The 25,060-nt window shown below is 59.8% G+C and carries 16 protein-coding genes; 13 read left to right on the top strand and 3 right to left on the bottom strand.

Annotated elements, in window-relative coordinates:
- The first annotated feature begins 223 nt into the window (after positions 1-223).
- The 5 genes from dppA (at position 224) to dppF (ending at position 5,914) form a co-directional block, all read left to right on the top strand.
- Complete coding sequence (gene dppA, locus ACN28Q_RS11115; RefSeq protein ID WP_095846403.1) at positions 224-1,831, top strand: dipeptide ABC transporter periplasmic-binding protein DppA; 1,608 nt, start codon at positions 224-226, stop codon at positions 1,829-1,831.
- 162 nt (positions 1,832-1,993) lie between these two features.
- A complete protein-coding gene (gene dppB, locus ACN28Q_RS11110) occupies positions 1,994-3,013 on the top strand; it encodes a dipeptide ABC transporter permease DppB (RefSeq protein ID WP_095846402.1) in 1,020 nt (339 codons plus the stop codon).
- Positions 3,014-3,024: 11 nt separating this feature from the next.
- Positions 3,025-3,927, top strand: coding sequence for a dipeptide ABC transporter permease DppC (gene dppC, locus ACN28Q_RS11105; protein ID WP_095846401.1), 903 nt, complete (start codon positions 3,025-3,027; stop codon positions 3,925-3,927).
- Positions 3,928-3,941: 14 nt separating this feature from the next.
- Complete coding sequence (gene dppD, locus ACN28Q_RS11100; protein WP_095846400.1) at positions 3,942-4,922, top strand: dipeptide ABC transporter ATP-binding protein; 981 nt, start codon at positions 3,942-3,944, stop codon at positions 4,920-4,922.
- A complete protein-coding gene (gene dppF / locus ACN28Q_RS11095; RefSeq protein ID WP_095846399.1) occupies positions 4,919-5,914 on the top strand; it encodes a dipeptide ABC transporter ATP-binding subunit DppF in 996 nt (331 codons plus the stop codon). The genes dppD and dppF overlap by 4 nt, the downstream gene beginning before the upstream one ends.
- Before the next feature lie 99 nt (positions 5,915-6,013).
- On the opposite strand, the gene bcsG is transcribed toward dppF, so the two are convergent.
- Genes bcsG through bcsE form a run of 3 tightly spaced genes read right to left on the bottom strand, consistent with a single transcriptional unit; the run spans position 6,014 to position 9,428 of the window.
- A complete protein-coding gene (bcsG, locus tag ACN28Q_RS11090) occupies positions 6,014-7,663 on the bottom strand; it encodes a cellulose biosynthesis protein BcsG (RefSeq protein WP_095846398.1) in 1,650 nt (549 codons plus the stop codon).
- A gap of 3 nt (positions 7,664-7,666) precedes the next feature.
- Positions 7,667-7,864: a cellulose biosynthesis protein BcsF gene (gene bcsF, locus ACN28Q_RS11085; protein WP_095846397.1), complete on the bottom strand. Its 198-nt coding sequence runs from the start codon at positions 7,862-7,864 to the stop codon at positions 7,667-7,669.
- Positions 7,851-9,428, bottom strand: coding sequence for a cellulose biosynthesis protein BcsE (gene bcsE, locus ACN28Q_RS11080; RefSeq protein ID WP_095846396.1), 1,578 nt, complete (start codon positions 9,426-9,428; stop codon positions 7,851-7,853). The genes bcsF and bcsE overlap by 14 nt, the downstream gene beginning before the upstream one ends.
- Before the next feature lie 393 nt (positions 9,429-9,821).
- On the opposite strand from bcsE, the gene bcsR reads away from it, so the two are divergent.
- The 8 genes from bcsR (at position 9,822) to ACN28Q_RS11040 (ending at position 25,033) form a co-directional block, all read left to right on the top strand.
- Positions 9,822-10,010, top strand: coding sequence for a cellulose biosynthesis protein BcsR (gene bcsR / locus ACN28Q_RS11075; protein WP_095846395.1), 189 nt, complete (start codon positions 9,822-9,824; stop codon positions 10,008-10,010).
- Between the two features lie 3 nt (positions 10,011-10,013).
- Positions 10,014-10,745: a cellulose biosynthesis protein BcsQ gene (bcsQ, locus tag ACN28Q_RS11070; protein WP_095846394.1), complete on the top strand. Its 732-nt coding sequence runs from the start codon at positions 10,014-10,016 to the stop codon at positions 10,743-10,745.
- Positions 10,742-13,339, top strand: a complete 2,598-nt coding sequence (gene bcsA / locus ACN28Q_RS11065) for a UDP-forming cellulose synthase catalytic subunit (RefSeq protein WP_095846393.1) — start codon at positions 10,742-10,744, stop codon at positions 13,337-13,339. The genes bcsQ and bcsA overlap by 4 nt, the downstream gene beginning before the upstream one ends.
- Positions 13,340-13,457: 118 nt before the next feature.
- Positions 13,458-15,749, top strand: a complete 2,292-nt coding sequence (bcsB, locus tag ACN28Q_RS11060; protein WP_095846392.1) for a cellulose biosynthesis cyclic di-GMP-binding regulatory protein BcsB — start codon at positions 13,458-13,460, stop codon at positions 15,747-15,749.
- A 5-nt stretch (positions 15,750-15,754) separates the two neighbouring features.
- Positions 15,755-19,222 (top strand): cellulose synthase complex outer membrane protein BcsC, encoded by a 3,468-nt coding sequence (gene bcsC, locus ACN28Q_RS11055; RefSeq protein WP_095846391.1) that lies wholly within the window; start codon positions 15,755-15,757, stop codon positions 19,220-19,222.
- A 368-nt stretch (positions 19,223-19,590) separates the two neighbouring features.
- Positions 19,591-21,600: a biofilm formation regulator HmsP gene (gene hmsP, locus ACN28Q_RS11050; protein ID WP_095846390.1), complete on the top strand. Its 2,010-nt coding sequence runs from the start codon at positions 19,591-19,593 to the stop codon at positions 21,598-21,600.
- A 249-nt stretch (positions 21,601-21,849) separates the two neighbouring features.
- Positions 21,850-23,154, top strand: a complete 1,305-nt coding sequence (locus tag ACN28Q_RS11045) for a dicarboxylate/amino acid:cation symporter (RefSeq protein ID WP_095846389.1) — start codon at positions 21,850-21,852, stop codon at positions 23,152-23,154.
- A gap of 400 nt (positions 23,155-23,554) precedes the next feature.
- Positions 23,555-25,033 (top strand): M16 family metallopeptidase, encoded by a 1,479-nt coding sequence (locus ACN28Q_RS11040; RefSeq protein ID WP_095846388.1) that lies wholly within the window; start codon positions 23,555-23,557, stop codon positions 25,031-25,033.
- The last annotated feature ends 27 nt before the right edge of the window (positions 25,034-25,060 follow it).

The following is a 25,060-nucleotide window of genomic DNA, read 5'->3' as shown; positions in this document are numbered from 1 at the left end:
CGCATGCGGTTGCGAGTTCCCGATGCGTAAATTTCCTATTGCGATGCGTGCCTGCCGGTCCGCATGTGCGATATCTCCCTTTCTTTGCTTTCAGGCGACCATCGTACTGGCCGTGTAATAAAAAATATAAGGCTGGGCGGTAATTAGCCGTGAGTTTTCGCCGTTGCTGCAGTGGGAGCGGAACTCTCGGCTACACACACATCACACGAATGGAGCACTAACGATGACACGTTCCTTGGGTAAATTGGGAATTTTGAAATTCGGTATCGGGTTGGTTGCGCTGGCCGTCGCCGCCGGCGTGCAGGCAAAAACGTTGGTCTTCTGCTCGGAAGGCTCACCGGAAGGGTTTAACCCGCAGCTGTTTACCACCAGTACCACCTATGATGCCAGCTCGGTGCCGATCTATAACCGCCTGCTGGAATTCAAGCTGGGCACCACGGAAGTGGAGCCTGGGCTGGCGGAAAGCTGGGAGGTGAGCGAAGACGGGAAAACTTATACTTTCCACCTGCGTAAAGGGGTGAAGTGGCAATCCAACAAAGACTTCAAGCCGACCCGCGACTTCAATGCCGACGACGTATTGTATACCTTCGAGCGCCAGTTGGATCCGCAGCACCCTTACCATAAGGTGTCCGGCGGCAACTACGAATACTTCCTCGGCATGGGTATGCAGGATCTGATCGCCAAGATTGAGAAAGTGGACGATTACACGGTGCGCTTTAGCCTGACCCGGACGGAATCACCGTTCCTGGCCGATCTGGGGATGGACTTCGCCTCTGTCCTGTCGGCGGAATATGCCGACAACATGCTGAAAGCCGGCACGCCGGAAAAAGTCGATCTCAACCCAATCGGCACCGGCCCGTTCCAACTGCTGCAGTACCAGAAAGACTCGCGCATCCTCTACAAGGCGTTTGACGGCTATTGGGGCAGCAAACCGAAAATCGATCGCCTGGTGTTCTCAATCACGCCGGATGCCTCCGTGCGCTACGCCAAACTGCAGAAAAACGAATGCCAGGTGATGCCGTTCCCGAACCCGGCCGATTTGGCACGCATGAAGCAGGATAAATCGATCACCGTGCTGGAAAAACCCGGCCTGAACGTGGGCTACGTGGCGTTCAACGTCGAGAAAAAACCGCTGGATAATGTGAAGGTGCGCCAGGCGCTGACCCTGGCGGTCAACAAGCAGGCGATTATCGAAGCGGTATACCAGGGGGCAGGCCAGCCGGCCAAGAACCTGATCCCGCCGACCATGTGGAGCTATAACAACGCGGTGCAGGATTACGCTTACGATCCGGCCAAGGCCAAAGAACTGCTGAAGGAAGCCGGCTTGCCGGATGGCTTCTCCATCGATTTGTGGGCGATGCCAGTGCAGCGGCCGTACAACCCGAATGCCCGCCGCATGGCGGAAATGATCCAGTCCGACTGGGCGAAAATCGGCGTGCAAGCCAAAATCGTCTCCTATGAGTGGGGTGAATACCTCAAGCGAGCCAAAGACGGCGAACATCAGACCGTGATGATGGGCTGGACCGGCGACAATGGGGATCCGGATAACTTCTTCGCCACCCTGTTTAGCTGCGCGGCGGCAAAAGACGGCTCCAACTATTCCCGCTGGTGCTACAAACCGTTTGAAGATCTGATTCAACCGGCCCGCGCCGAAGCCAACCATGACAAACGCGTCGCACTGTACCAACAGGCGCAGGAGGTGATGCACGATCAGGCGCCGGCGCTGCTTGTCGCCCACTCCACCGTTTACGAGCCTGTGCGTAAAGAAGTGAAGGGCTACGTGGTGGATCCGCTTGGTAAGCATCACTTTGAGAGCGTTTCGTTGGATTAACCGCCAGGTTTGCCACGGGAAAGCGCCCCCGCGCACCGGGGCGGCCACGGCATCCTGCATGCCGAGCCGCCTGTTCCCGTGAGAAGCGTTTCAAAGCGTGTGAGCATTAATAAGCCCGGTGGACTATGAGCCGCCGGGCATTTTATACAGAGAACCCGGAATATGCTGCAGTTCATACTCCGACGTTTGGGGTTAGTCATCCCAACGTTTATCGGCATTACGTTGCTGACCTTTGCCTTTGTCCACATGATCCCCGGCGATCCGGTCACCATTATGGCCGGCGAGCGCGGGATATCCGCCGAACGCCACGCCCAGGTGATGGCGGAAATGGGGCTGGACAAACCGCTTTATCAACAATATTTCACCTACGTTACCCATGTGCTGCAAGGCGATCTGGGCACCTCGCTCAGAAGCCGCATCGCCGTGTGGGAAGAGTTCGTGCCGCGCTTTAAGGCCACGCTGGAGCTGGGCATCTGTGCGATGCTTTTCGCCATGCTGGTCGGCATCCCGGTCGGGGTGCTGGCGGCGGTAAAACGTGGTTCGATCTTCGATCATACCGCGGTCGGTATTTCACTGACCGGCTATTCAATGCCGATCTTCTGGTGGGGCATCATGCTGGTCATGCTGGTGTCGGTGCACCTTAACCTGACGCCGGTGTCGGGGCGCATCAGCGATACCGTGTTCCTGGACGACAGCTACCCGCTCACCGGCTTTATGCTGATCGACACGCTGTTCTGGGGTGAGCCAGGGGATTTTCTGGATGCGGTGATGCACATGATCCTGCCGGCGATAGTGCTGGGCACCATTCCGCTGGCGGTGATCGTGCGGATGACCCGTTCATCCATGCTGGAAGTGCTGGGGGAAGACTATATCCGCACCGCTCGCGCCAAGGGCGTGAGCCGCATGCGGGTGATCGTGGTGCACGCGCTGCGCAATGCGTTGCTGCCGGTGGTCACGGTGATCGGCCTGCAGGTGGGCACGCTGTTGGCGGGCGCCATTCTGACCGAAACCATTTTCTCCTGGCCGGGGTTAGGGCGCTGGCTGATTGATGCGTTGCAGCGCCGCGACTATCCGGTGGTTCAGGGGGGTGTGCTGTTGGTCGCCTGTATGATTATCCTGGTTAACCTGCTGGTAGACGTGCTCTACGGCGTGATTAACCCGCGCATTCGGCATAGAAAATAAGGGGCGCCACGATGACTCAAATCACTGAGCCGGCGGTTAACGCTGCGCCAACGCCGATGACCCCGCTGCAGGAGTTCTGGCACTATTTCAAACGCAATAAAGGGGCCGTGGTCGGCCTGGTCTATATCGTCCTGATGCTGGTGATTGCCATCGGCGCCGGGGTGCTGGCGCCGCATGCGCCGGCGGAGCAGTTCCGCGATGCATTGCTCAAACCGCCGGCCTGGCAAGAAGGCGGTAGCTGGAGCTACATTCTGGGCACGGACGACGTGGGCCGCGACGTGCTTTCGCGGCTGATGTTCGGTGCGCGCCTGTCGCTGCTGGTGGGCTGCCTGGTGGTGGTGCTCTCGCTGATTCTGGGCGTGATCTTCGGCCTGTTGGCCGGTTATTACGGCGGCGTGGTGGATGCCGCGATCATGCGCGTGGTCGATATCATGCTGGCGTTGCCCAGCCTGCTGCTGGCGTTGGTGCTGGTGGCGATCTTTGGTCCGTCGATAGTCAATGCGTCGCTGGCGCTGACCTTTGTCGCCCTGCCGCACTATGTGCGTTTGACGCGTTCTGCGGTGCTGGTTGAGGTGAACCGCGACTATGTTACCGCCTCGCGGGTGGCCGGCGCCGGCGCGTTGCGCCAGATGTTTGTCAATATCCTGCCGAACTGCCTGGCGCCGCTGATCGTTCAGGCTTCTCTGGGGTTCTCTAACGCGATTCTGGATATGGCTGCGCTGGGCTTCCTGGGTATGGGCGCCCAGCCGCCGACGCCGGAGTGGGGCACCATGCTTTCCGATGTGCTGCAGTTTGCGCAAAGCGCCTGGTGGGTGGTGACCTTCCCCGGCGTGGCTATTTTGCTGACGGTACTGGCATTTAACCTGATGGGGGACGGCCTGCGCGATGCTCTCGACCCCAAACTCAAGCAGTAACCGAGGAACGGAACATGGCGTTATTGAATATAGACAAGCTATCGGTGCACTTCGGTGATGAAGGCACGCCGTTTCGAGCGGTAGACCGCATCAGCTACAGCGTGGATCGCGGGCAGGTGGTCGGCATCGTCGGTGAATCCGGCTCCGGTAAATCCGTCAGTTCGCTGGCGATCATGGGGCTGATTGATTACCCCGGTAAAGTCATGGCCGACAAGCTGGAGTTTGACGGCCAGGATTTGCGCAAGATCTCTGAAAAAGAGCGGCGCCAGTTGGTGGGCTCGGAAGTGGCGATGATTTTTCAGGACCCGATGACCAGCCTGAATCCGTGCTACACCGTGGGCTACCAGATCATGGAGGCGCTGAAGGTACACCAGGGCGGCAATCGCCGCACCCGGCGTAGCCGCGCGATCGATCTGCTGACCCAAGTCGGCATTCCCGATCCCGCCTCGCGGCTGGATGTGTATCCGCATCAGCTTTCCGGCGGCATGAGCCAGCGCGTGATGATCGCCATGGCGATTGCCTGCCGGCCGAAGCTGTTGATCGCGGATGAGCCGACCACGGCGCTCGATGTGACCATCCAGGCGCAAATTATTGAACTGCTGCTGGAGCTGCAACAGCGTGAGAATATGGCGCTGCTGCTGATTACCCACGATTTGGCGCTGGTTTCCGAAGCGGCGCACCACATTATCGTGATGTACGCCGGGCAGGTGGTGGAATCCGGCAGCGCTGCGGATATCTTCAGCGCGCCACGCCACCCCTACACGCAGGCGCTGTTGCGCGCGTTGCCCGAGTTCGCCGCCGACAAAGCGCGCCTGGCCTCGCTGCCGGGCGTGGTGCCGGGCAAATACGACCGGCCAGGCGGCTGTCTGCTCAACCCGCGCTGCCCGTATGCCAACGCGCGCTGCCGCGCTGAAGAGCCGGAACTGCGCAGCATTGCCGGCCGTCTGGTTAAATGTCACACACCGCTTGATGATGCGGGGAGGCCAACGCTATGAGCCAACATCACCCTTTATTGCAGGCGATAGACCTGAAGAAACACTACCCGGTGAAGAAGGGGCTGTTTGCCCCCGAGCGGCTGGTAAAAGCGCTGGACGGGGTTTCCTTTACCCTGGAGCGCGGTAAAACGCTGGCGGTGGTGGGGGAATCCGGCTGCGGCAAATCCACGCTCGGCCGTTTGCTGACCATGATTGAAACCCCGACCGGCGGGGAACTGTACTATCAGGGGCAGGATTTATTGAAGCCGGATATCACGGCGGAGAAGCTGCGGCGCCAGAAGATCCAGATCGTGTTTCAGAATCCTTATGGATCGCTTAACCCACGCAAGAAAATCGGCCAGATCCTTGAAGAGCCGCTGCTGATCAATACCTCGCAGAGTGCCGCGGCGCGGCGTGAGAAGGCGCTGGCGATGATGGCGAAAGTGGGCCTGAAAACGGAGCACTACGATCGCTATCCGCACATGTTTTCCGGCGGCCAGCGCCAGCGTATCGCAATTGCGCGTGGGCTGATGCTGAACCCGGACGTGGTGATCGCCGATGAGCCGGTTTCCGCGCTCGACGTTTCGGTGCGAGCGCAGGTGCTGAACCTGATGATGGATTTGCAGCAGGAACTGGGGCTGTCTTATGTGTTCATTTCACACGATCTGTCGGTGGTGGAGCACATTGCGGACGAGGTGATGGTGATGTACCTGGGCCGCTGCGTTGAGAAAGGCAGCAAAGAGGCGATTTTCAGCAACCCGCGCCACCCGTATACGCAGGCGTTGCTGTCTGCTACGCCCCGCCTGAACCCGGCGTTGCGCCGTGAGCGCATCAAGCTGACCGGTGAGCTGCCCAGCCCGCTGAACCCACCGCCGGGCTGTGCGTTCAATGCCCGCTGCCGCCGGGCTTTTGGCGCCTGTACGCAACAGCAGCCGCAACTGCGGGCGTATGGCGATCAGCAGGTGGCCTGTTTTGCCGTCGATCAGGATGAAGCGGCCGTGCAGGAGGTATAAATCAACGCTTCGGTGAAGGGGCGGCGAAGGCAAGCCGCCCTGTTGGTCTCGCTGCTATCGGCCACCCGTGGCCGATAGCGTTCTGCCGGAACCTGAGGATTACAACGGATACGGCACCCAGTCGCCGCCCTTCAGGCGAATATAATCTTTATCTTGATACTGCATCATGATCGCGTTTTCGTTTTCAGACACCACCGCGGTTTGCGGCAGCCCCTGCGTCAGTGTTTGCCAGTCAACGCTCGGTGCGGAAAATATCTTGCCGTCCACCAATCGTGAAACCAGCTCCGACAGCGCCAGGAAACTGCTCTGCGTCTTCACATGCCACGGGCTGCCGGTATGCGCGGCCTGCAAGCCGATAACCTTGATGCCCACCGGGATATGGGTAATGCTCGGGCTTGGAATATCGCGCAGGCCCGACATCTGAATCTTGTCGCCGGTCAACGCCGCGCCGTGTTCCGGTATGATCACCACCACCACTTTGCGGCCGGATTTTTCCAACTCGTCAAGGAAGGTGTTCAACTGATCCAGCAGTTGTTGGGCGCGCGGCTGGTAGTCGGCGCTTTTATTGCTGCCAACCAGCCGGTTGCCGTCATGCAGCGGGATAATGTTAAAGAAGGTGGCGCTGCGCGGCGCATTGTTCTTGTTCTGCTGGGCCAGCCAGTTTCTCAACAGCGCCAAATCGTTGAGGATCGGCTCGCCGTCAAACGAGGTCATCTCGTGGCCGATACCGGTCTGCGACATCAGCGGCGCTTGCATATCCCCCTGTTCGCGGATCTCTTTCAGGTAGTGGCCGAACTCGCCGGAGTGATCCAGCATCAGCTGTTCCTTGAAGCCCAGCTTGGCAAGGTTGCTGAACAGATAACACTGCGGATCGGCCGGCCGATACAGATCGGTATGCGAAGGTTGCCCGCAGCTGGCGCGCAGCAGCCGGATGGAGGCCGGGTTGCTGTAGGAGGTCGCCGAGTTGAAGTTGTCGAAGATGACGTCCATTTTGGCCCACAGCGGATGGTGCTCCAGCTTCACTTCGTCCAGATCGGCCCAGGCCAGAGAGCAGATGTTGATCATCAGCAGGTCAAAGGGTTGGGCATCCGCCGGCAGCGCGGCCGGGAAGGCCGTCACACGCTTTTTCTCCTGGCTGTAGAACTGTTCCAGATAGGCGCTTAGGTTGGCGTTGGTCGGCGGCCCATTGGCGGCCGTGGAGCTGGGGGCAGCTGCCGCCGCCGGCGCGGGGGCATTGGCGATAGGGGCCGCCACGGTGCTGGCCGGCATCAGGGAAAACGCCGGGCCGCCGATCGCCAGCAGGTTGAGCCAGGCCAACGCAGCGACAGTAAATACCGTTACGCGGATCCATTGCGATAAAAACAGATAGGCGACCAGCAACACAAAGGCGGCGCCCACCATCTGCCAGTTGATAAAGCGGTCAATCAACTCCAGCAGGTATGCCGCGCTGAAGCTGGTCACCTGTGAGCCCTGGCTGAGGATACTGCTGATGCCGGGCAGCCAGGTATCGTGATAGAACAGCGCGATGCCGATAGGGATCGCAATCATGTGGCGCCAGCGGTGCAGCCGCAATGCCGGGATCGGCATCAGCAGGAATGCCATAAACACCAGGTTCGGCAGCGGATGAAAATTGAGGTAGCCAAACCACAGCAGGGCGAACTTGGCCAGAAAGTAGTAGTTCCAGCCGCCGAGGCCGCGCCAGTAGCGCCATGGCGCATTGGCGCTCGGCGTTATTTTTTTCTCACTCATGGTCTATTTTTTATGTTTTATGTGGTGTGAAGAACCTTCGCGTACCCATAACCCAGCGGATTTCAAATAACGCGGTGATAAAAACAGGTTCAGCCAGTATTGCCGCCAATGGGGAAAACGCCGGTGGAACGCGTATCCGAGCGGGATAAAAATCAGTGCGAACAGGATGGCCAGTTGCACGATGTCATTAAGATTCAGCATGCGATGGCTCCCTGGGGTTGCTGGCAAGCAAGGTAATGGCCACCGGTTGGCGGCGTTCCCGCGTTGGCGCGGCGGTTTCGCCGGCGCTGGCCGGGAAAACGGGCAGCGCCGTTTTCCCCAACTGAGTGGTGGACTGAGCATGACCCAACACTTTGATTTCAGAGATAATGTCCGTATCCTGATACCACACTTTGCGGTTGCTGAATGCTTCATCTACCGGCAGGCGGAAGATATGCTGCAAGGCCGTTTCCAGATCGTTAATGCGGCAGGTGGAGAGATACAGCACCAGTTGGCCCTGGATGATGGTCATCACATCCCCAAACCGGCGCAGGTGGCACAGGGTCATCGCCTGTTCGGCATGTAGCCCGGGCGCCGGGCGCAATGCCACCATCACCCCTTTGCCGTTTTCAGGCAACAGTGTGTTTTCCATCAGCTTCAGCACCGTGTCGGTGAAGTCGCCCGGCCGCATGTAGCCTTTCACCTGCAGCGGCCGCAGGCCGGCCAGCAGGATATCAATGTCCTCCGGCACGTGGCGCGGGAAGCGTTGGCCCTGCACGCCTTCCAGCATGGTCAGGAAACGCGAGAGTGGGGCCAGGTGCGGTGCAATCAGATTGGCGCCGCAGGCCAGCAGCAGGCGCTCGTCGCTGTAGCGCAGGCAGGGCTTCATTTCACGCACCACAATCTTCATATTGTCGCCGCGCAGCCGGCGCAGGCCGTGGATATGATAGGCCAGTGTTTCTATCTGCTCGGTGTGGGCCAGCGAAAAAATCAGCGTGGCGGCAAGCTGCAGCATACCGTGTTGGGCCAGTTGCGCATTGTTGTCAAACAGGCGCCAACTGCGGGAGAGCGGTGGGGCGCCCTCCAGAATACCGATTTCCGCCAGGTACTCTTCTTCATCGTTGCGGCCCGAGGCGGCTGCAAGCGGCCTGCCATGCTCTTCAAACGGTTGCCAACCCAGCTCACCGGGGACAAGCGTCAGCAATTGGTTGGCGTTGATGCTCTTTTGCGTGCTCCACCAGCTCACCAGATATTGCGCGCTGTCCTGTTGCCATTGCAGGCTGGCCAGGCCGCTTAAGATTTGGTGGGCGGTGCCGAGCTGATCGCGCAGCCGGCTTACCCCGTTGCCATGGCTGAGGATCAGCAGTGTGCAGTGCCGGCTGCGCAGCCAGTGGCGCAGGCCATCGGCCCAGGCGTGCAATTCCTGGCTGGTAAAGGTTTGCCATTGGCTGGCGTGGACAAACAGAATCAGCAGGCGGTGGCTGGGGTTTAGGGCGCGCATCAGATCGTCAGGCAGGAAAAGCAGCGCCGCTTTTTTCTCCGGCAGCGTATAGAGCGGCAGTTTTTTCAACGCGGGCGCTTTGATCCCGGCCATTAACTTTTCTGGTTTGCTGCCGCAGCAAATTAATGCTGCCCGGCTGTCTTCCTGCTGGGCGGCGATAACTTGTTGGCAGAACAGCTGTGCGTCGGATTGGCGGTTGCTGTTGACCCAGTAAAAGCCGGGGGACTGCATCACTGAAAGATCTTCCCAAACTTGCCGAAGACCTAACGAAAAGGATTGTGCCATAAGATTTTTATCTACTTTCTTTAAAATTCGCCGCCCAGACATCAGTAACCGGTTAAATGGCGCCAAACGGTGCGTACAGCGCCAAATTAACCCTGAACTCCGCGCTAACCGGGGGGCGGGCTAATGACGGCGCTTGGCCTTCAATGACGTTTGTCGGTTTTGATAATAGCAAAAATCCTAGTGAATAAAGTAATATGAGTTGAGAATTATCTTATCTATTGTTTATTGTTTATACCCTTCATACTTTAAGCTGCAGGTGTGTTGGCTTTCCTCGCTCACCCCAGTCACTTACTTATGTAAGCTCCTGGGGATTCGCTGCGTTGCCGCCTTCCTGCAACTTGAATTATTTTGGGTATATAGTGAACCGTATTAGCCCTTTTTTAAGGCTGTGAAATGACGTATCCATTATCCCACTCCGCCAATACGCTGGCGGAGGCACGGGACGACTTACAGGCATTAAGCCAGACATTTGCATTGCCGCCGTTGAATTACATCGATATATCGAGTCAGGAACGCTTAACGCAAATGATGAATAACTGGCCGCTACTGGCCGAGTTGGCGCAGGGCGCAGGGAGCCATTAGCGTATGCCGGTTATTGCATTACAGGGGATTCGGGGTGGTATTGGTACCACGTCTGTAACGGCTGCGCTGGCGTGGGCGCTACGGCAACTGGGGGAATCCGTGCTGGTGATTGATTTTTCACCGGATAACCTGTTGCGCCTGCACTTTAATACGCCGCTGGCGCTGGCGCGCGGCTGGGCCCGCGCACAGCTCGACGGCGAAGACTGGCGGCAAGCCGCACTGCGTTACTGCGAAGGGCTGGATTTTCTGCCGTTCGGCCAGCTTACCGAGCAGGAAAGAAGCGTGGTATGCCGGCAGAACCAGGAGAAACCACCGGCGTGGCCCGTGCGCCTGGCCGAGCTGAAGGCTGCCGGCCAGTACCGCTGGCTCTTGCTGGATATCCCCGCCGGCAACGATGCGCAGGCGCTGCTGCCACTCGCCGACAGTGTGTTCTTGCTGCTCAACCCGGATGCCAACAGCCATGTGCGCCTGCACCAGCATACCCCGTTACCGCATAGCCATTTTCTGATTAACCGTTATTCCTCCGCCAGCCAGATACAGCAGGATCTGCACCAGCTTTGGTTGAATACGTTGCCCGCCCTGTTGCCGGTGGTGATCCATCGCGATGAAGCGCTGGCCGAAGCGTTACTGATGAAACAACCGCTGGGAGAATACCGCCCGGAGAGCCTGGCCGCCGATGAGGTGCTGACGCTGGCCAACTGGTGCCTGCTGCGCCTGAACAAGGATGCGTCATGAGCCGGGTACTGTCACTGATTCTGGTGCCGCCGGTGCAACGCGTGATCCAGGCGCGTTACCGCGCCTATCGCCAACAGGGCGCCGCGGCGTTGGTGGCCTTCTTCGCCACGTTGCTGGCCGCGCTCGGCTGGTGTTTCCTGCGCCTTGAATCCCCCAGTTGGCAACGTATCCGCGCGAGCCGGCGCTACTGGTTCCCGCATATTACGCCGGGCCGGCCACGGTTTGGCGATGGCCTGCGCTATCTGCTGCAGGGGCTGTGGCTGCTGGTGCTGCGCAGTGAACGCATCGCCGCCCCGCGCGCGCCTTTCGCCGGCTGGCAACGCTTGCAACGTGATTATGCACGCCTGCTGGCGGCGATTCCCCACCGGCTACACGCCAGCGGCATCGGGCCGCGCTCCAACGCACGCTTGAACCGGCTGCCCCCGGTTGTACGTAAGGCGTTGTATATCGCCGTCGGCATCGTTATGGGGCTGCTGGCGCTGCTGTGTATCTCCCAACCGTTTGATTTAGTGGCGCAGTTTGTCTTTGTGCTGCTGTTGTGGGCGGTGGCCATGGTGGTGCGCCGCGTGCCGGGGCGCCTGCCGGTGCTGATGCTGATTGTGCTGTCGCTGACGGTTTCTTGCCGCTACCTGTGGTGGCGCTATACCGCCACGCTGAACTGGGACGATCCGCTTAGCCTGGTTTGCGGCCTGCTGTTGCTGGTGGCGGAAACCTACGCCTGGGTGGTGCTGATCCTGGGCTACTTCCAGACGGTATGGCCGCTTAATCGCCAGCCGGTGTCGCTGCCGGCGGATCGCGGCAGTTGGCCGAGCGTCGATCTGATGGTGCCCACCTACAATGAAGATCTGGGGGTGGTCAAACCCACCATTTATGCGGCGCTGGGCATCGACTGGCCGAAAGACAAACTGACCATTTACATCCTGGACGACGGTAACCGCCCGGAATTCCGAGCGTTTGCCGAAGAAGTCGGGGTGCAGTACATTGCGCGGCCCACCCATGAGCACGCCAAGGCCGGCAATATCAACAATGCGCTGAAACAGGCCCGCGGCGAGTTTGTCACCATCTTTGACTGTGACCACGTGCCGACGCGCTCCTTCCTGCAACTGACCATGGGCTGGTTCTTCAAGGATAAAAAACTGGCGATGTTGCAGACGCCGCACCACTTTTTCTCGCCGGATCCGTTTGAGCGCAACCTGGGGCGCTTTCGCCGTGCGCCCAACGAGGGCACGCTGTTTTATGGCCTGGTGCAGGACGGCAACGATATGTGGGACGCCACGTTCTTCTGCGGCTCCTGCGCCATCCTGCGGCGCAGCGCGTTGGATGAAATCGGCGGCATCGCGGTGGAAACCGTCACTGAAGACGCCCATACCTCGCTCCGGTTGCATCGGCTTGGCTACGGTTCGGCGTACATTCGCATTCCCCAGGCGGCCGGGCTGGCGACCGAAAGCCTGTCGGCGCACATCGGCCAACGCATCCGCTGGGCGCGGGGCATGGTGCAGATCTTCCGGCTGGATAATCCGTTATTTGGCAAGGGGCTCGCCTTTGCCCAGCGCGTCTGTTACGCCAACGCCATGCTGCACTTCCTGTCGGGGGTGCCGCGTTTGATTTTCCTGATTGCCCCATTGGCGTTTCTGCTGCTGCATGCCTATATCATCTGGGCGCCGGCGTTGGCGATCGCGCTGTACGTGTTGCCGCACATGGTGCATTCCAGCCTGACCAACTCGCGCATTCAAGGCAAATACCGGCACTCGTTCTGGAGTGAAATCTACGAAACCGTCCTGGCATGGTATATCGCGCGGCCGACCACCGTGGCGCTGCTCAACCCGCATAAGGGGAAATTCAACGTTACCGCCAAAGGGGGCCTGGTTGAAAATGAGCACGTTGATTGGGTGATCACGCGCCCTTATCTGTTCCTGGTGCTATTGAACCTGGCCGGCTTGGGGTTTGGCATCTGGCGCCTGTTCGACGGCCCGGCAGATGAGGTGATGACGGTGATCATCAGCCTGGTTTGGGTGCTGTACAACATGATTATCCTTGGCGGGGCGATGGCCGTGGCGGTGGAGAGCAAGCAGATGCGCCAGTCGCACCGTGTCGAGATCGCCATGCCGGCGGCCGTGGCGCGCGCCGACGGGCACCTGTTCCCCTGCACGCTGCGCGATTACTCCGACGGCGGCGTGGGGGTGGAGATGCGGGTGGCGGATCTGCTGCAACCGGGCGACCAGGTGCAACTGTTGCTTAAACGCGGCCAACAGGAATTCAGTTTCCCCCTTGTGGTGACGCGCGCCTTCGGGTGCAAGGTCGGGATGCGTATGCTCACGCTCTCTACCCGGCAACATATTGATTTTATCCAATGCACCTTTGCCCGCGCCGATACCTGGGCGCTGTGGCAGGACGGTTTCCCCGAAGACAAGCCGATTGAGAGCCTGCGCGATGTGCTGATGCTGGGGTTCCGTGGCTATCAGCGGATGACCGACTACGCGCCGCCGTTGGTGCGTAACGTGTTGGGCAGTTGCCTGCACTTTCTGATGTGGGTGCTTTCGCTGTTCCCCCATGGTGTGGGGCAGCAACGCGCGGCCAGCGCCAGGATACCGTAGTAACCGGCTATCCCTTTCGGCCAGAGGGGGATGTCGCCAAATATCGCAGCGCTGGGGCTGCGGCCATACCTGTTTGCTCGTAGTGAATGAGTGAGCTTTAACATTGATGATGATACCGATGGTGAAAAAAATAACCTGGTTTAACGCCTTGCTCATAAGCTTGTGTTCGTTGCCTTTGGCTGCGCTAAGCGCGCCAGCCGCCAGTCTGCCGCAGGCCGGCGCCCTTAGCGTGTTACCTGTCGAACCCAACGTGCCGCAGGCTCCGGCCGCGCCGGTGCGCGATGTGCGGCTGCCCTTTACCCAAATTAGCACGCTGCCGGGCGCATTTGTGCTGCGCGGCACCCACCCGGATGGGCATTTGGAGTTTGGCGTGCGCAGCGATGAGGTGGTTTCCCAGGCGACGCTGGATATCGAATATACGCCGTCGCCGGCGCTGATCCCGGTGGAGTCGCACGTTAAGGTCTATTTGAACGATGAGCTGATGGGGGTCACCACCCTGACCCGCGAGATGCTCGGCAAGCCGAACCGGATCCAGATGGCGATCGACCCGCGCTACATTACGGATTTCAACCGCGTCAGGCTGGAGTTTATCGGCCACTATCAGAGCCTGTGTGAAAACCCGGCCAATGCTTCGCTGTGGCTGGACGTCAGCAAATCCAGCGCCCTTGATCTGCGTTTCCAGGCGCTGCCGCTGAAAGACGATCTGTCCTATTTCCCGGAGCCGTTCTTTGATCAGCGCGACAACCGGCCGCTTTCATTGCCGGTGGTGTTCGCCGGCCAGCCGGACCTTGCCCAGCAGCGCGCCGCCGGTATCCTGGCTTCGTGGTTCGGCAGCCAGGCGCAGTGGCGCGGGCAGTCGTTCCCGGTGTTGTTTAACCGCCTGCCGGCGCAGCACGCGGTGGTGTTCGCCACCAACGCCCAGCGCCCGGACTTCCTGCGTGATTACCCGCCGGTCAATCAGCCGACGGTCGCGATGATCAATCACCCGGATAACCCGTATGTGAAACTGCTGTTGGTGATGGGGCGCGACGATAACGATCTGATCACCGCGGTGAAGGGCATTGCGCAGGGCGATATCTTGTTGCGCGGCCAGGCGGTGACGGTGGATAACGTGGCGCAACTGGCGCCGCGCCAGCCATATGATGCGCCGAACTGGGTGCGTACCGATCGGCCGATGACATTCGATGAGCTGCAGCAGTATGCCGGGCAGTTGCAGACCAGCGGCGTGCAGCCGAACCCGATCGGCCTGTCGCTTAATCTGCCGCCCGATCTGTTTCTGCTGCGCAGCAACGGCATTGATATGCGGTTGAAATACCGTTATACCGCGCCGCGGCTGCAGGATGGATCGCGCCTGAATATCAGCCTGAACAACCAGTTCCTGCAGGCGTTTGCACTGGTGCCGGAGCGCGAACAGAGCACGCAGCTGCTGCGTTTGCCGCTGAACCAGGAACCGTTTGACGCTGACCGCTCGCTGAGCATCCCGGCATTGAACCTGGGCCTGACCAACCAGCTGCGTTTTGACTTCGATTACACCACGCTGCTGGCCAGCGGGGCCGAAGGGCGCTGTGAAACCTACTCATTTACGAAAAATAACGCGGTGATCGACGGCAGTTCCACCATCGATTTTTCCGGTTATCGCCACTTTATCGCCATGCCGGATCTGCATGCCTTTGCCGGGGCCAGCTTCCCGTTCAGCCGCCTGGCGGATCTGTCGCAAACGCTGGTGCTGGTGAGCCCGCACGCCCAGCCGGCGCAAATCAGCGCCCTGCTCAACGTGTTGGGCAACATCGGCGCACAGACCGGCTACCCGGCGCTGGCAGTGACGCTGAGCGACGATTGGGCGCAGGCGAAACAGCACGATGCCGATATTTTAATGATCGGCGCGTTGCCGGCCGAACTGCGCGATGAGAAAAAGGCCAACCTGCTGTTGGAGGCGACCCGCAGCTGGATTACCCAGCCGCAGCGCCAGGTGCCATTGCCGATCGGCCCCGTGCGGGCTGAAGACGCCAGGGCGGACAGCAGAACCACCATCGGTTCTGACGGCGCGATGGCCGCTATCGTCGGCATGCAGTCGCCGTTTGATAAACAGCGCAGCATTGTCGCCCTGTTGGCGGACAGCCCGCGTGGCTACGCGCTGCTCAACGGCGCGATGCTGGACAGCGGCAAACGCAACGCGGTGTTTGGCTCGGTGGCGGTGATCCGTGAATCCGGCGTGAAAAGCCTGCGCGTCGGCGATGTTTACTATGTCGGGCACCTGCCCTGGTGGGAGTGGATATGGCATGCGTTGGCCACCCACCCGGTGTGGCTGGCGTTGATCGCGGTGGTAGTGGTAGTGGGCTTTGGGCTGTTGTTATGGCGCGGCCTGAAGGCCTTTAGCCGCCGCCGCTTATTCCCAGAAGACCGGGATTAAGCGCCATGGCGCATTTCAGCATCAGGGAATGGCTGTTGCCGTTGGGGTTGGCGTTGCTGCCCGCCGCGCAGGCGGCGCCCACGGTCGCGCCTGAACAATGGCTGCTTGAGCAGGTGCGCATCGGCGAAGCCGGCTACAAGCATGAGCTGGTGCAGCAGTCGTTGCACCGGCTGGAACTTATCGATCCTGACAACCCGGAGGTGATCGCCGCCCGGGTGCGCCTGGCGCTGAGCCAGGGGGATGCGGCCTTGGCGCAGCAGCAGTTGGCAAGGCTTAACGCGGTGGCGCCGCAGTCCGCTGCTTATCGGCAGGCGGCGCTGAACCTGCGATTGGTTCAGCCGGCCATGCGGCAGAAGCTACAACAGGCGCGCCTGCTGGCTACGGCAGGGCGCTTGCCCGAGGCCAAGGCCGCCTATGACGAACTGTTTGGCGGCGAACCGCCAACGCTCGATCTGGCGGTGGAGTATTGGCGTTTCGCCGCCCGCTTGCCGGGGCAGACGCCATTGGCGATCGGCAAGCTGCAGGCGCTGGATCGGCAGTATCCCGGCAATGTGCAGGCGCGTATCGTGTTGGCACGCCTGTTCTTTAGCCAGCAGCAGGATGAGCAGGGTTTTGCCGTTTTGCGCCAGATCGCCGTCGATCCGCTGGGGCGTAATGAGGCGGCCGATTTGTGGCTGGAGCGGATCCGGCGCATGCCGGTCAGCCCCGCCAGCGCCGCGGCCTATACGCGCTTCCTCGCCGTGTTTGAACAAGGCATTCAGGCCGCCAGCGCGCGGCAAGAACTGGCGCGCCAGCAGGCGATGCTGGCCGATCCGGCCTTCCAGGCGCGGCTCCGTGGGCTGGCGCTGATTGACCAGGGCAGCCGCCGCAGCGCCATTCCGGATCTGCAAAAAGCCCTGGCCGCCACGCCGGACGATTCGGCGCTGTTGGGCGCGCTCGGGCAGGCCTATGCGCGCATCGGCAACCGCCAGCGGGCGCTGGAGCTGTTCAGGCAGGCGTTGGCCGCCGACCAAAGCGGTGATTTCAAGAATAAATGGCAGAGCCTGATCAAGAGCACCGGTTACTGGCTGGCGATCAATGAGGGCAACCAGGCATTGGCCGCCAACGATCTGGCACGTGCGCAGCGGCAGTTCCAGCAGGCGCGCCAGATCGACGGCACGGACGCTTTTGCCCTGGTGGGCCTGGGCGATGTGGCCGTGAAGCGCAACGATGATGCGGCGGCCGAGCGTTATTACCAGCAGGCGCTGCGGCTTACGCCCGGCAACGACAGCGCGGTGCGTGCGCTGGTGGCGCTCTATCAGCGCCGTTCGCCGCAGCAGGCGATCGCCTATATCGACAGCCTGCCACGTGCCGAGCAACAGCGTTTGCGCAGTACGCTCGACAGCCTGCGGCTGGGCATATTGCGCCAGGAGGCCGATGCGCTGGCGGCGCAGCAACAGTGGCGCCAGGCGGCGGAAAAGTATCGCCTGGCGTTACAGCTTGACCATAACGATGCCTGGCTGACCTACCGCTATGCGCAAACGTTGCACCAGCTTGGCCAGCCGGCGCGGGCCGACGCCGTGTTCCGGCAACAGGTCCGGCAACGGCCGGGCGATACCTCATGGGTATATGCCTATGCGCTCTATCTTTCCAGCAGTGAACGCGAGCAGCAGGCGCTGGCGCAGTTGCAGACGCTACCGCAGGCGCAGTGGGATGACGGGATGCGCGCCCTGGCGCAGCGGCTGAACCTGCAACTGCGCATCGCGCATGCCGAGCGGCTGCGTGCCGCCGGTGATGAGGCCGGCGCTATTGCCTACCTGCGGCAACAGCCGGCGGATAGCCGTATCGACTTGCTGTTGGCGGACTGGGCCCTGGCGCGTGGCGAATACGCGACGGCGCTGGCCAGTTATCAGCGCGTGCTAGCGCATGAGCCGGGCAACGCGGATGCCCGGCTGGGCGAAGTCGAGGCTTATGTCGCCGCCGGCCGGCAGGAGACGGCGCGCCAACGGCTGCAGGCGCTGCCGGCGCAGAAAACGGCCACGCTGAATAGCCAGCGCCGCGTCGCCAACGCCTGGCGTGCCGTGGGCGATCTCGACCGGGCCGCCGGGCTGTTCACCCCACTGAAAGCGGCCGCGCAACAACAGCCGCCGGGGCAAGACACGGCGCTGGTTTACCGCGATGCTGCCCTGTTGGAACGTGAACGTGGGCAACCGGCGCAGGCGCAGCAGGATTTCCAACAGGCAATGGTCGCCAGCGGCATTACGCCGGCCGTGCCGCAGGATAATGCGCATTACACGGCGCTGACGCGCAATGCCCCGGCGGATGACTGGCTAAAACGCGGCATTCGTGCCGACGCGGCGGACCTTTATCGCCAGCAGGATATTAACGTTACGCTCGGCCACGATTACTGGGGCTCCAGCGGCACCGGGGGCATTTCGGACTACCAGGCCCATGACACCATGCTGCAGGTGGATATGCCGCTGGATGACGGCCGTGCCTTTTTCCGCACCGATACCGTCAGCCTGGACGCCGGCCGTTTTACCACCGTAAACGGGCAGTACTCGGAGACTTTCGGCACCTGTGCCACGGTGAACTGTAGCCGTGGGGTGCACCAGAAAACCACCGGCACCAGCGTGGCGGCCGGTTGGAAAAACGCGGCCTGGGCGGCGGATCTCGGCACCACGCCGATGGGATTTGAGGTGGTTGATTGGGTCGGCGGGCTGTCGTACAGCGGCGACTGGCGCCAGATGGGCTGGACGCTGCTGGCTTCGCGCCGGCCGATCTCCAGTTCGCTACTGGCCTTTGGCGGCGCGCGCGATCCGAACACCGGCACCACCTGGGGCGGGGTGCGCGCCACCGGCGTCAGCCTGAGCGCCAGCTACGATCGCGGCGGTGCACACGGCGTTTGGGCCGATCTCGGCGCCCATCAACTGACCGGCAAAAACGTGGAGGATAACCTGCGTGAGCGCCTGATGGCCGGCTATTACTACAAGCTGATTAACGAAGACAACCGGCGGGCCACCGTCGGCCTCAATACCATGATGTGGCACTACCAGCGGGATTTGAGTGGTTATTCGCTCGGCCAGGGCGGCTATTACAGCCCGCAGCGCTATATTTCGCTGGGTCTGCCGGTTAATTACCGCCAACGCACTGAAAATTGGTCATTCGAACTGGGCGGCTCGCTATCGGTTTCCTATTCGAAAACCCAGAACCAGCGGCGTTACCCGCTGCAAGGGCTGGTGCCGGCATCGCTGACAGACCGGCTGACGGTGGAAGAAGGCAGCGCATCTTCCGGCATCGGTTATACGCTGCGCGCGGTCGTCGAGCGGCGCCTGACCAGCCACTGGGCGCTGGGCGCCGGGGTGGATATCCAGCAGGCCAAAGACTATGCCCCAAGCCATGCGTTGTTGTATTTACGCTATTCCTGGGCCGGCTGGCAGGGCGATCTTGATTTGCCGCCGCAGCCGCTGACACCTTACGCGGACTTTAAATAGCATTCGAGTCTTGCGCCGGCAACGAACGCCGCCGGCGCATACCGGGCTACGCAAAGCGCGAGATTCAGCGTGTCGCCCATCAGGTATTTTGTTAATCTGCTTAGGAAAAGACTGAAACCCGCTTTTTATTACTTTAGCTACGGGCCTGGCACGGTAAAAAGCATGGTCAATCGCGTATACTTAGGCGGTGTCCCGCCATTGATCGTGGCGCCGTTGTAGCCCCAAAGCTTGCTATCAAAACAGAGAGCGCAAAGCATCGTGGGCATAATAGATGAAGCCCGATAACGCAGGGGCAGGCTTTGGGGGGGGGAAGAAGCGTATTGTTTCACCCCCCTTTTATATTTCAGCCCGGATGATGGAGAGCAGTTTTGCGGGTCAGGCGTTCATTGACGATTAAGCAGATGTCTACGGTGTCCTGTGTGGCGCTGGTGACGATCTGTATTTTTATCGTGATTCAGTTGTTCCATTTTGTGCAGCAGCGCAGGGATGACTACGCCCAGCAACTGGAAAACATCGCCCACTCGGTGCGCCAACCCTTGGCCGACGCGGTGCTGCGTATGGATCTGCCGAAGGCGAAACAGGTGCTTAACTCGTTGCTGCCGGTGGGTATTCTGACGCGGGCTGATATTGTTTTACCGAACGAGTTCCAGGCGCTGCATGCCAATTTCCCGCCTGAGCGGCCGGTGCCGCCGTTGATTGCCCGGATTTTCGAGCTGCCGGTGCAGATCTCCGTCCCGCTGTATTCACTGGAACGGGTGCCGGCCAACCCCCAGCCGCTGGCCTATCTCGTCCTGCAAGCCGACTCATTCCGTATGTACCAGTTTATCCTCAGCGCGATTTCGACCATGCTCTCTACCTACCTGTTGCTGGCGCTGATCTTGTCGGTCGCGATCACCTGGTGCATGAATCGGCTGATGGTCTATCCGCTGCGCGCCATCGCACGCGAGCTGGAAAACGTGCCGGCGGATGATGCGCCCTACCACCAACTGATGCTGCCTGCGCTGCACAAGGATGACGAGCTGGGGCTGTTGGTGCGTTACTATAATCGCAATCAGCAGCGGCTGGCCAAAGCCCATGTGGACATGAGCCGCCTCAGCACGCGCCATCCGATTACCGATTTGCCGAATCAGGTGCTGTTTTCCGCTTTACTGGAGCAGCATATTGCTTCCAGCCTGCGCCCGGAGCGCTTCAACCTGCTGGTGATCGGCATTGAGACGCTGCACGAGGCTTCCGTGGTGCTCAGCACGGCGCAGCGTGAAGCTCTGGTGCGGCAACTGACGGCCAAGCTGCGCGCATGCATTGATGAAAATGCGGTGTTGGCGCAATTGACCAACAGCGAGTTTGCCGTGTTGGCCAAAGGCGTTGAGCGGCCGCTTCATGCGCTGCAACTGGCGCGGCGTATTCTGGCGCAGATTAACGCACCGTTAAAAATCCAGCAGATGTCGCTGCGGCCGATGGCCAGTATCGGCATTGCCCATTACCTGAATAATGAGGGAAGCGCGGAGCAACTGCTGCGCAGCGCCACCTCGGCGATGATGTCTGCGCACCGCATGGGCAAAAATAAAATCCTGTTCTTTGAACCCAGCCTGACGGAAAAAACGCAAAAACGCCTGACGCAGGAAAGCGAAATCCTGCAGGCGATTGAACAGCGCCGTTTCGCGCTGTTCCTGCAGCCGCAAATCGATATGCGCAGTAACCAGGTGTTTGGCGTTGAAGCGTTGCTGCGCTGGCAGCAACGGGATGGCAGCTATTCGCTGCCGGCCGAAGTGATCACGCTGGCTGAAGAACTGGGCGTGATCGTGCCCTTGGGCAACTGGGTGCTGGAAGAGGCGTGCCGTATTCTGGCGGACTGGCAGACGCAGGGGATTACCCTGCCGCTGGCCGTGAATATTTCCGCCATTCAGATGCAGCATGAAGACTTTGTGCCGCATCTGAAAACGGTTCTGGCGCAGCACCGGATCGATCCGCGTAAACTGCTGCTGGAGATTACCGAAACGGTGCGCATTGACGATCTGGACCATGCGTTGGCGCTGCTGCGCGAACTGCATGATTTGGGGCTGTCGATCGCGCTGGACGATTTCGGTATGGGCTACTCCAGCCTGAACTACCTCAACCGCCTGAAATGCCTGCCGATCGACCAAATCAAAATCGACAAGAGCTTTATTCACAGCCTGCCCGGTGATGATTCCATGGCGCGTATCGTCAGCGTGATTTCCGAGGTGTTGAACCTGCCGGTGATGGCGGAAGGGGTAGAAACGGCGGAGCAGCGCGATTGGTTGATCCGGCACGGTATTTACTTCGGCCAGGGCTTCCTGTTTGCCCGCCCGTTGCAGCGCGAGGTTTTTGAAGCCCGATTCTGCCTGCACCCCCATTCCTGAACGGCGCCGGCGTTAAGCGCGTGCCGGCCAAATCCCCCTGTTTCGGCTTCACAAAACAAAACCATAAGTAATGCATGGTCTTTTCATTTAAGCTGAAGCGTTTCAGCTCTTAAAATCGTATTAATACCTGTATGCGGGCGCAACAATTTATTTCCATGTTGTTATGGGGGTGTTATTTTCGCGCTGGCGATAAACAGGACGGACAAGTTATAAACCACCTGATGCTGATCTCCCCCAAAGGACGTTCATATGAAAACCTCAATCTTTAAGAGCCTCTATTTTCAGGTGCTGACGGCGATTACGCTGGGTATCTTGCTTGGCCATTTCTACCCTGACCTTGGTGCCCAGATGAAACCGCTGGGTGATGGATTTGTTAAACTGATTAAAATGATCATCGCACCGGTGATCTTCTGTACCGTGGTCACCGGCATCGCGGGTATGGAAAGCATGAAAGCGGTGGGGCGCACGGGCGCCATCGCGCTGCTTTACTTTGAAATTGTCAGTACTATTGCGTTAATCATTGGGCTATTGATCGTCAATCTGGTGCAGCCAGGCGCCGGCATGAATGTCGATCCCGGCTCACTGGATGCTAAAGCGGTGGCGGTCTATGCCGAACAGGCTTCGCAACAGGGCCTGATCCCGTTCCTGCTGGATATTATTCCCGGTAGCGTCATTGGCGCCTTTGCCAGCGGCAATATTTTGCAGGTGCTGCTGTTCGCCGTGATGTTTGGTTTTGCGCTGCATCACCTGGGTGAAAAAGGGCAGTTGATCTTTAACGTGATCGACAGCTTCTCACGGGTGATTTTCGGCATCATCAACATGATCATGCGCCTGGCGCCGCTGGGGGCCTTTGGCGCCATGGCGTTCACCATCGGTAAATACGGTGTGGGCACGTTGGTGCAGCTTGGCCAGCTGATCCTCTGTTTCTACCTCACCTGCTTCCTGTTTGTGATCGTGGTGCTTGGCAGCATTGCCCGCGCCAACGGCTTCAATATCTTCAAGTTTATCGCCTACATCAAGGAAGAACTGCTGGTGGTGCTGGGCACGTCATCGTCCGAATCGGTGCTGCCGCGCATGTTGGAGAAAATGGAGAGGCTGGGGTGCAAAAAATCGGTCGTCGGGCTGGTTATCCCAACCGGCTATTCGTTCAACCTTGACGGCACCTCGATTTACCTGACCATGGCGGCGGTGTTTATCGCCCAGGCCACCAATACCCATATGGATATCTGGCACCAGGTGACGCTGTTGGTGGTGCTGTTGCTCTCCTCGAAAGGGGCGGCCGGCGTTACCGGCAGCGGTTTTATCGTGCTGGCGGCGACGATCTCTGCCGTAGGCCATCTGCCGCTGGCCGGGCTGGCGCTGATTCTGGGGATCGACCGCTTTATGTCCGAAGCCCGCGCGCTGACCAACCTGGTGGGCAACGGCGTGGCGACCGTGGTCGTGGCCAAATGGTGTAAGCAGTTGGATGAGAAACAGTTGAAAGATACGCTCTCGGGTAAAACAAAGGAGGCCGTCGCGGCTGAGAAGGCTGATAAGACGCTGCCTTCAGCGTAAATCCGCTTCTTGCCGCGTACGCCGCTTGCCGGGGCAATGCCAACGTTGCCCCGGCTACTAACCCCCTTTAGCCCTAGGCGAAGGGGGTTATCTTTTGGTTTTCTCTCGTTATTTTCTGCTATCACCGCCGCAAATTGCTGTTTTTCTCAGCGGCCGGCCGGCCGTTTTCGCGTTTTTTTGCATTAAAAATCCCTTTATCCATTATTTTTAACCCTGTGAGTGACATCCGCAAAGGCATGCGGTCTAACACAATGGTACACTTTCTGCTTTCTGCCCCACCGTGAAACTCAGGGCGTAGTTGTTAGCTGTGTCCACTCTGCGGGATACAGTGGGATATTCCGTTGAGGCGAATATCCGTGTTTGTATATAAAAATTGGATAGTCATTAAGTAGGGGTTCACATGCAGGGCACCAGAATTCATCTCTTGGTTGGTGGGCTATTGTTGGCCGTGGCCAGCAGCAGCGTGCAGGCTGAAACACTACAACCCGATCCGGCCTGGCAGCAGGGGAAACTGGATAACGGGTTCTCATGGCAAATTCTTAGCACGCCGCAGCGGCCGAATGATCGCATTGAGCTGCGGCTGATGGTTAATACTGGCTCGTTGGTGGAGACCACCCAACAGACGGGGTTTGCCCATTTTCTGCCGCGCCTGGCACTGGCGCGCAGCGAAAGTTTTACTCAGCCGGAGCTACGTTCGCTTTGGCAACAAGGCATCGACAGCGGCCGGCCGTTGCCGCCGGCGATCAGCTCTTATGATTTCACCCTATACAATCTCAGCCTGCCGAATAACCGCCCGGATTTGCTGAAAGAAGCATTGGCGTGGCTGGCGGATACCACCGGCCGGTTGGCGATCGATGAAAATACGGTTCACGCCGTTATCAACAGCCATGTTGACCCGATCGGCACCTTCCCGGTTGATCCGCAGGACGTCTGGTGGCGTTACCGGCTGAAAGGCTCGACGCTGCTGCCGCATGATCCGAACCAACCAGTGAAGCGCCCGGTGAATATCGAGCAGCTCAAGGCATTTTACCAGCAGTGGTATACCCCGGACGCCATGACCTTGTACGTGGTGGGCAAAGTGGATAGCCGCAGCCTGAGCGAACAGATCAACAAGGCGTTTTCGCCGCTGGACGGCAAGCGTGAAGTGCCGGCCATCGTGCCGACCCTGGGGCCGTTGCCCCCGCAGCCGGTAAGCCTGATGAGCCCGCATGTGAAGCAGGATCGGCTGTCAATCATGTGGGATACGCCGTGGCACCCGATCCGCGATTCCCAAAGCCTGAACCGCTATTGGCGTGCGGATATCGCCCGTGAAGGGCTGTTTTGGCACATGCAGCAGGCGCTGGAAAAGAGCGATCAAAAGCAGGTTAATCTGGGCTTTGACTGCCGGGTGCAATATCAGCGCGCGCAGTGCGCTATCCATATCGGCACGCCGAATGACAACCTGAACGCCGGCCTGGCGTTTGTGGCGCGGGAGCTGGCCAACGTGCGCAATAACGGCCTGTCGCAGGCGGAGTTTGATACGCTGATTGCGCAGAAGAACGATCAGTTGAGCAAGCTTTTCGCCACCTATGCGCGCACCGATACGGACGTGCTGATGAGCCAGCGCTTGCGCTCCCAGCAGAGCGGCGTGGTGGATATTGCGCCAGAGCAGTATCAGAAGCTGCGCCAGGCGTTGCTTGCCGATCTGACGCTGGACGCGCTGAACCAGGAGCTGAAAGCACAGCTGGCGCAAGATGCGACGCTGATACTGGTGCAGCCGAAAGGCGAGCCGGAAATGAGCATGAAGCAGCTGCAGCAAACCTATGAACGCAGCATGACCCCTGCGCCGGCAACGGTGAGCGAAGAAGTGCCGCCGGCTGACGCGCCGGCCGCGCAGTAAACTCAGCACCAGGCGGTTTACGCCGCC

Origin of the sequence: Gibbsiella quercinecans (genome assembly GCF_002291425.1) — a bacterium.
GTDB lineage: Bacteria > Pseudomonadota > Gammaproteobacteria > Enterobacterales > Enterobacteriaceae > Gibbsiella > Gibbsiella quercinecans.
Note: the sequence above shows the minus strand (reverse complement) of the source record. Positions and strands in the feature narration are given on the sequence as shown.

Coding starts and splice junctions, on each gene's coding strand:
- dppA (WP_095846403.1), top strand. CDS start 224: ATGACACGTTCCTTGGGTAAATTGGGAATTTTGAAATTCGGTATCGGG.
- dppB (WP_095846402.1), top strand. CDS start 1,994: ATGCTGCAGTTCATACTCCGACGTTTGGGGTTAGTCATCCCAACGTTT.
- dppC (WP_095846401.1), top strand. CDS start 3,025: ATGACTCAAATCACTGAGCCGGCGGTTAACGCTGCGCCAACGCCGATG.
- dppD (WP_095846400.1), top strand. CDS start 3,942: ATGGCGTTATTGAATATAGACAAGCTATCGGTGCACTTCGGTGATGAA.
- dppF (WP_095846399.1), top strand. CDS start 4,919: ATGAGCCAACATCACCCTTTATTGCAGGCGATAGACCTGAAGAAACAC.
- bcsG (WP_095846398.1), bottom strand. CDS start 7,663: ATGAGTGAGAAAAAAATAACGCCGAGCGCCAATGCGCCATGGCGCTAC.
- bcsF (WP_095846397.1), bottom strand. CDS start 7,864: ATGCTGAATCTTAATGACATCGTGCAACTGGCCATCCTGTTCGCACTG.
- bcsE (WP_095846396.1), bottom strand. CDS start 9,428: ATGGCACAATCCTTTTCGTTAGGTCTTCGGCAAGTTTGGGAAGATCTT.
- bcsR (WP_095846395.1), top strand. CDS start 9,822: ATGACGTATCCATTATCCCACTCCGCCAATACGCTGGCGGAGGCACGG.
- bcsQ (WP_095846394.1), top strand. CDS start 10,014: ATGCCGGTTATTGCATTACAGGGGATTCGGGGTGGTATTGGTACCACG.
- bcsA (WP_095846393.1), top strand. CDS start 10,742: ATGAGCCGGGTACTGTCACTGATTCTGGTGCCGCCGGTGCAACGCGTG.
- bcsB (WP_095846392.1), top strand. CDS start 13,458: ATGGTGAAAAAAATAACCTGGTTTAACGCCTTGCTCATAAGCTTGTGT.
- bcsC (WP_095846391.1), top strand. CDS start 15,755: ATGGCGCATTTCAGCATCAGGGAATGGCTGTTGCCGTTGGGGTTGGCG.
- ACN28Q_RS11045 (WP_095846389.1), top strand. CDS start 21,850: ATGAAAACCTCAATCTTTAAGAGCCTCTATTTTCAGGTGCTGACGGCG.
- ACN28Q_RS11040 (WP_095846388.1), top strand. CDS start 23,555: ATGCAGGGCACCAGAATTCATCTCTTGGTTGGTGGGCTATTGTTGGCC.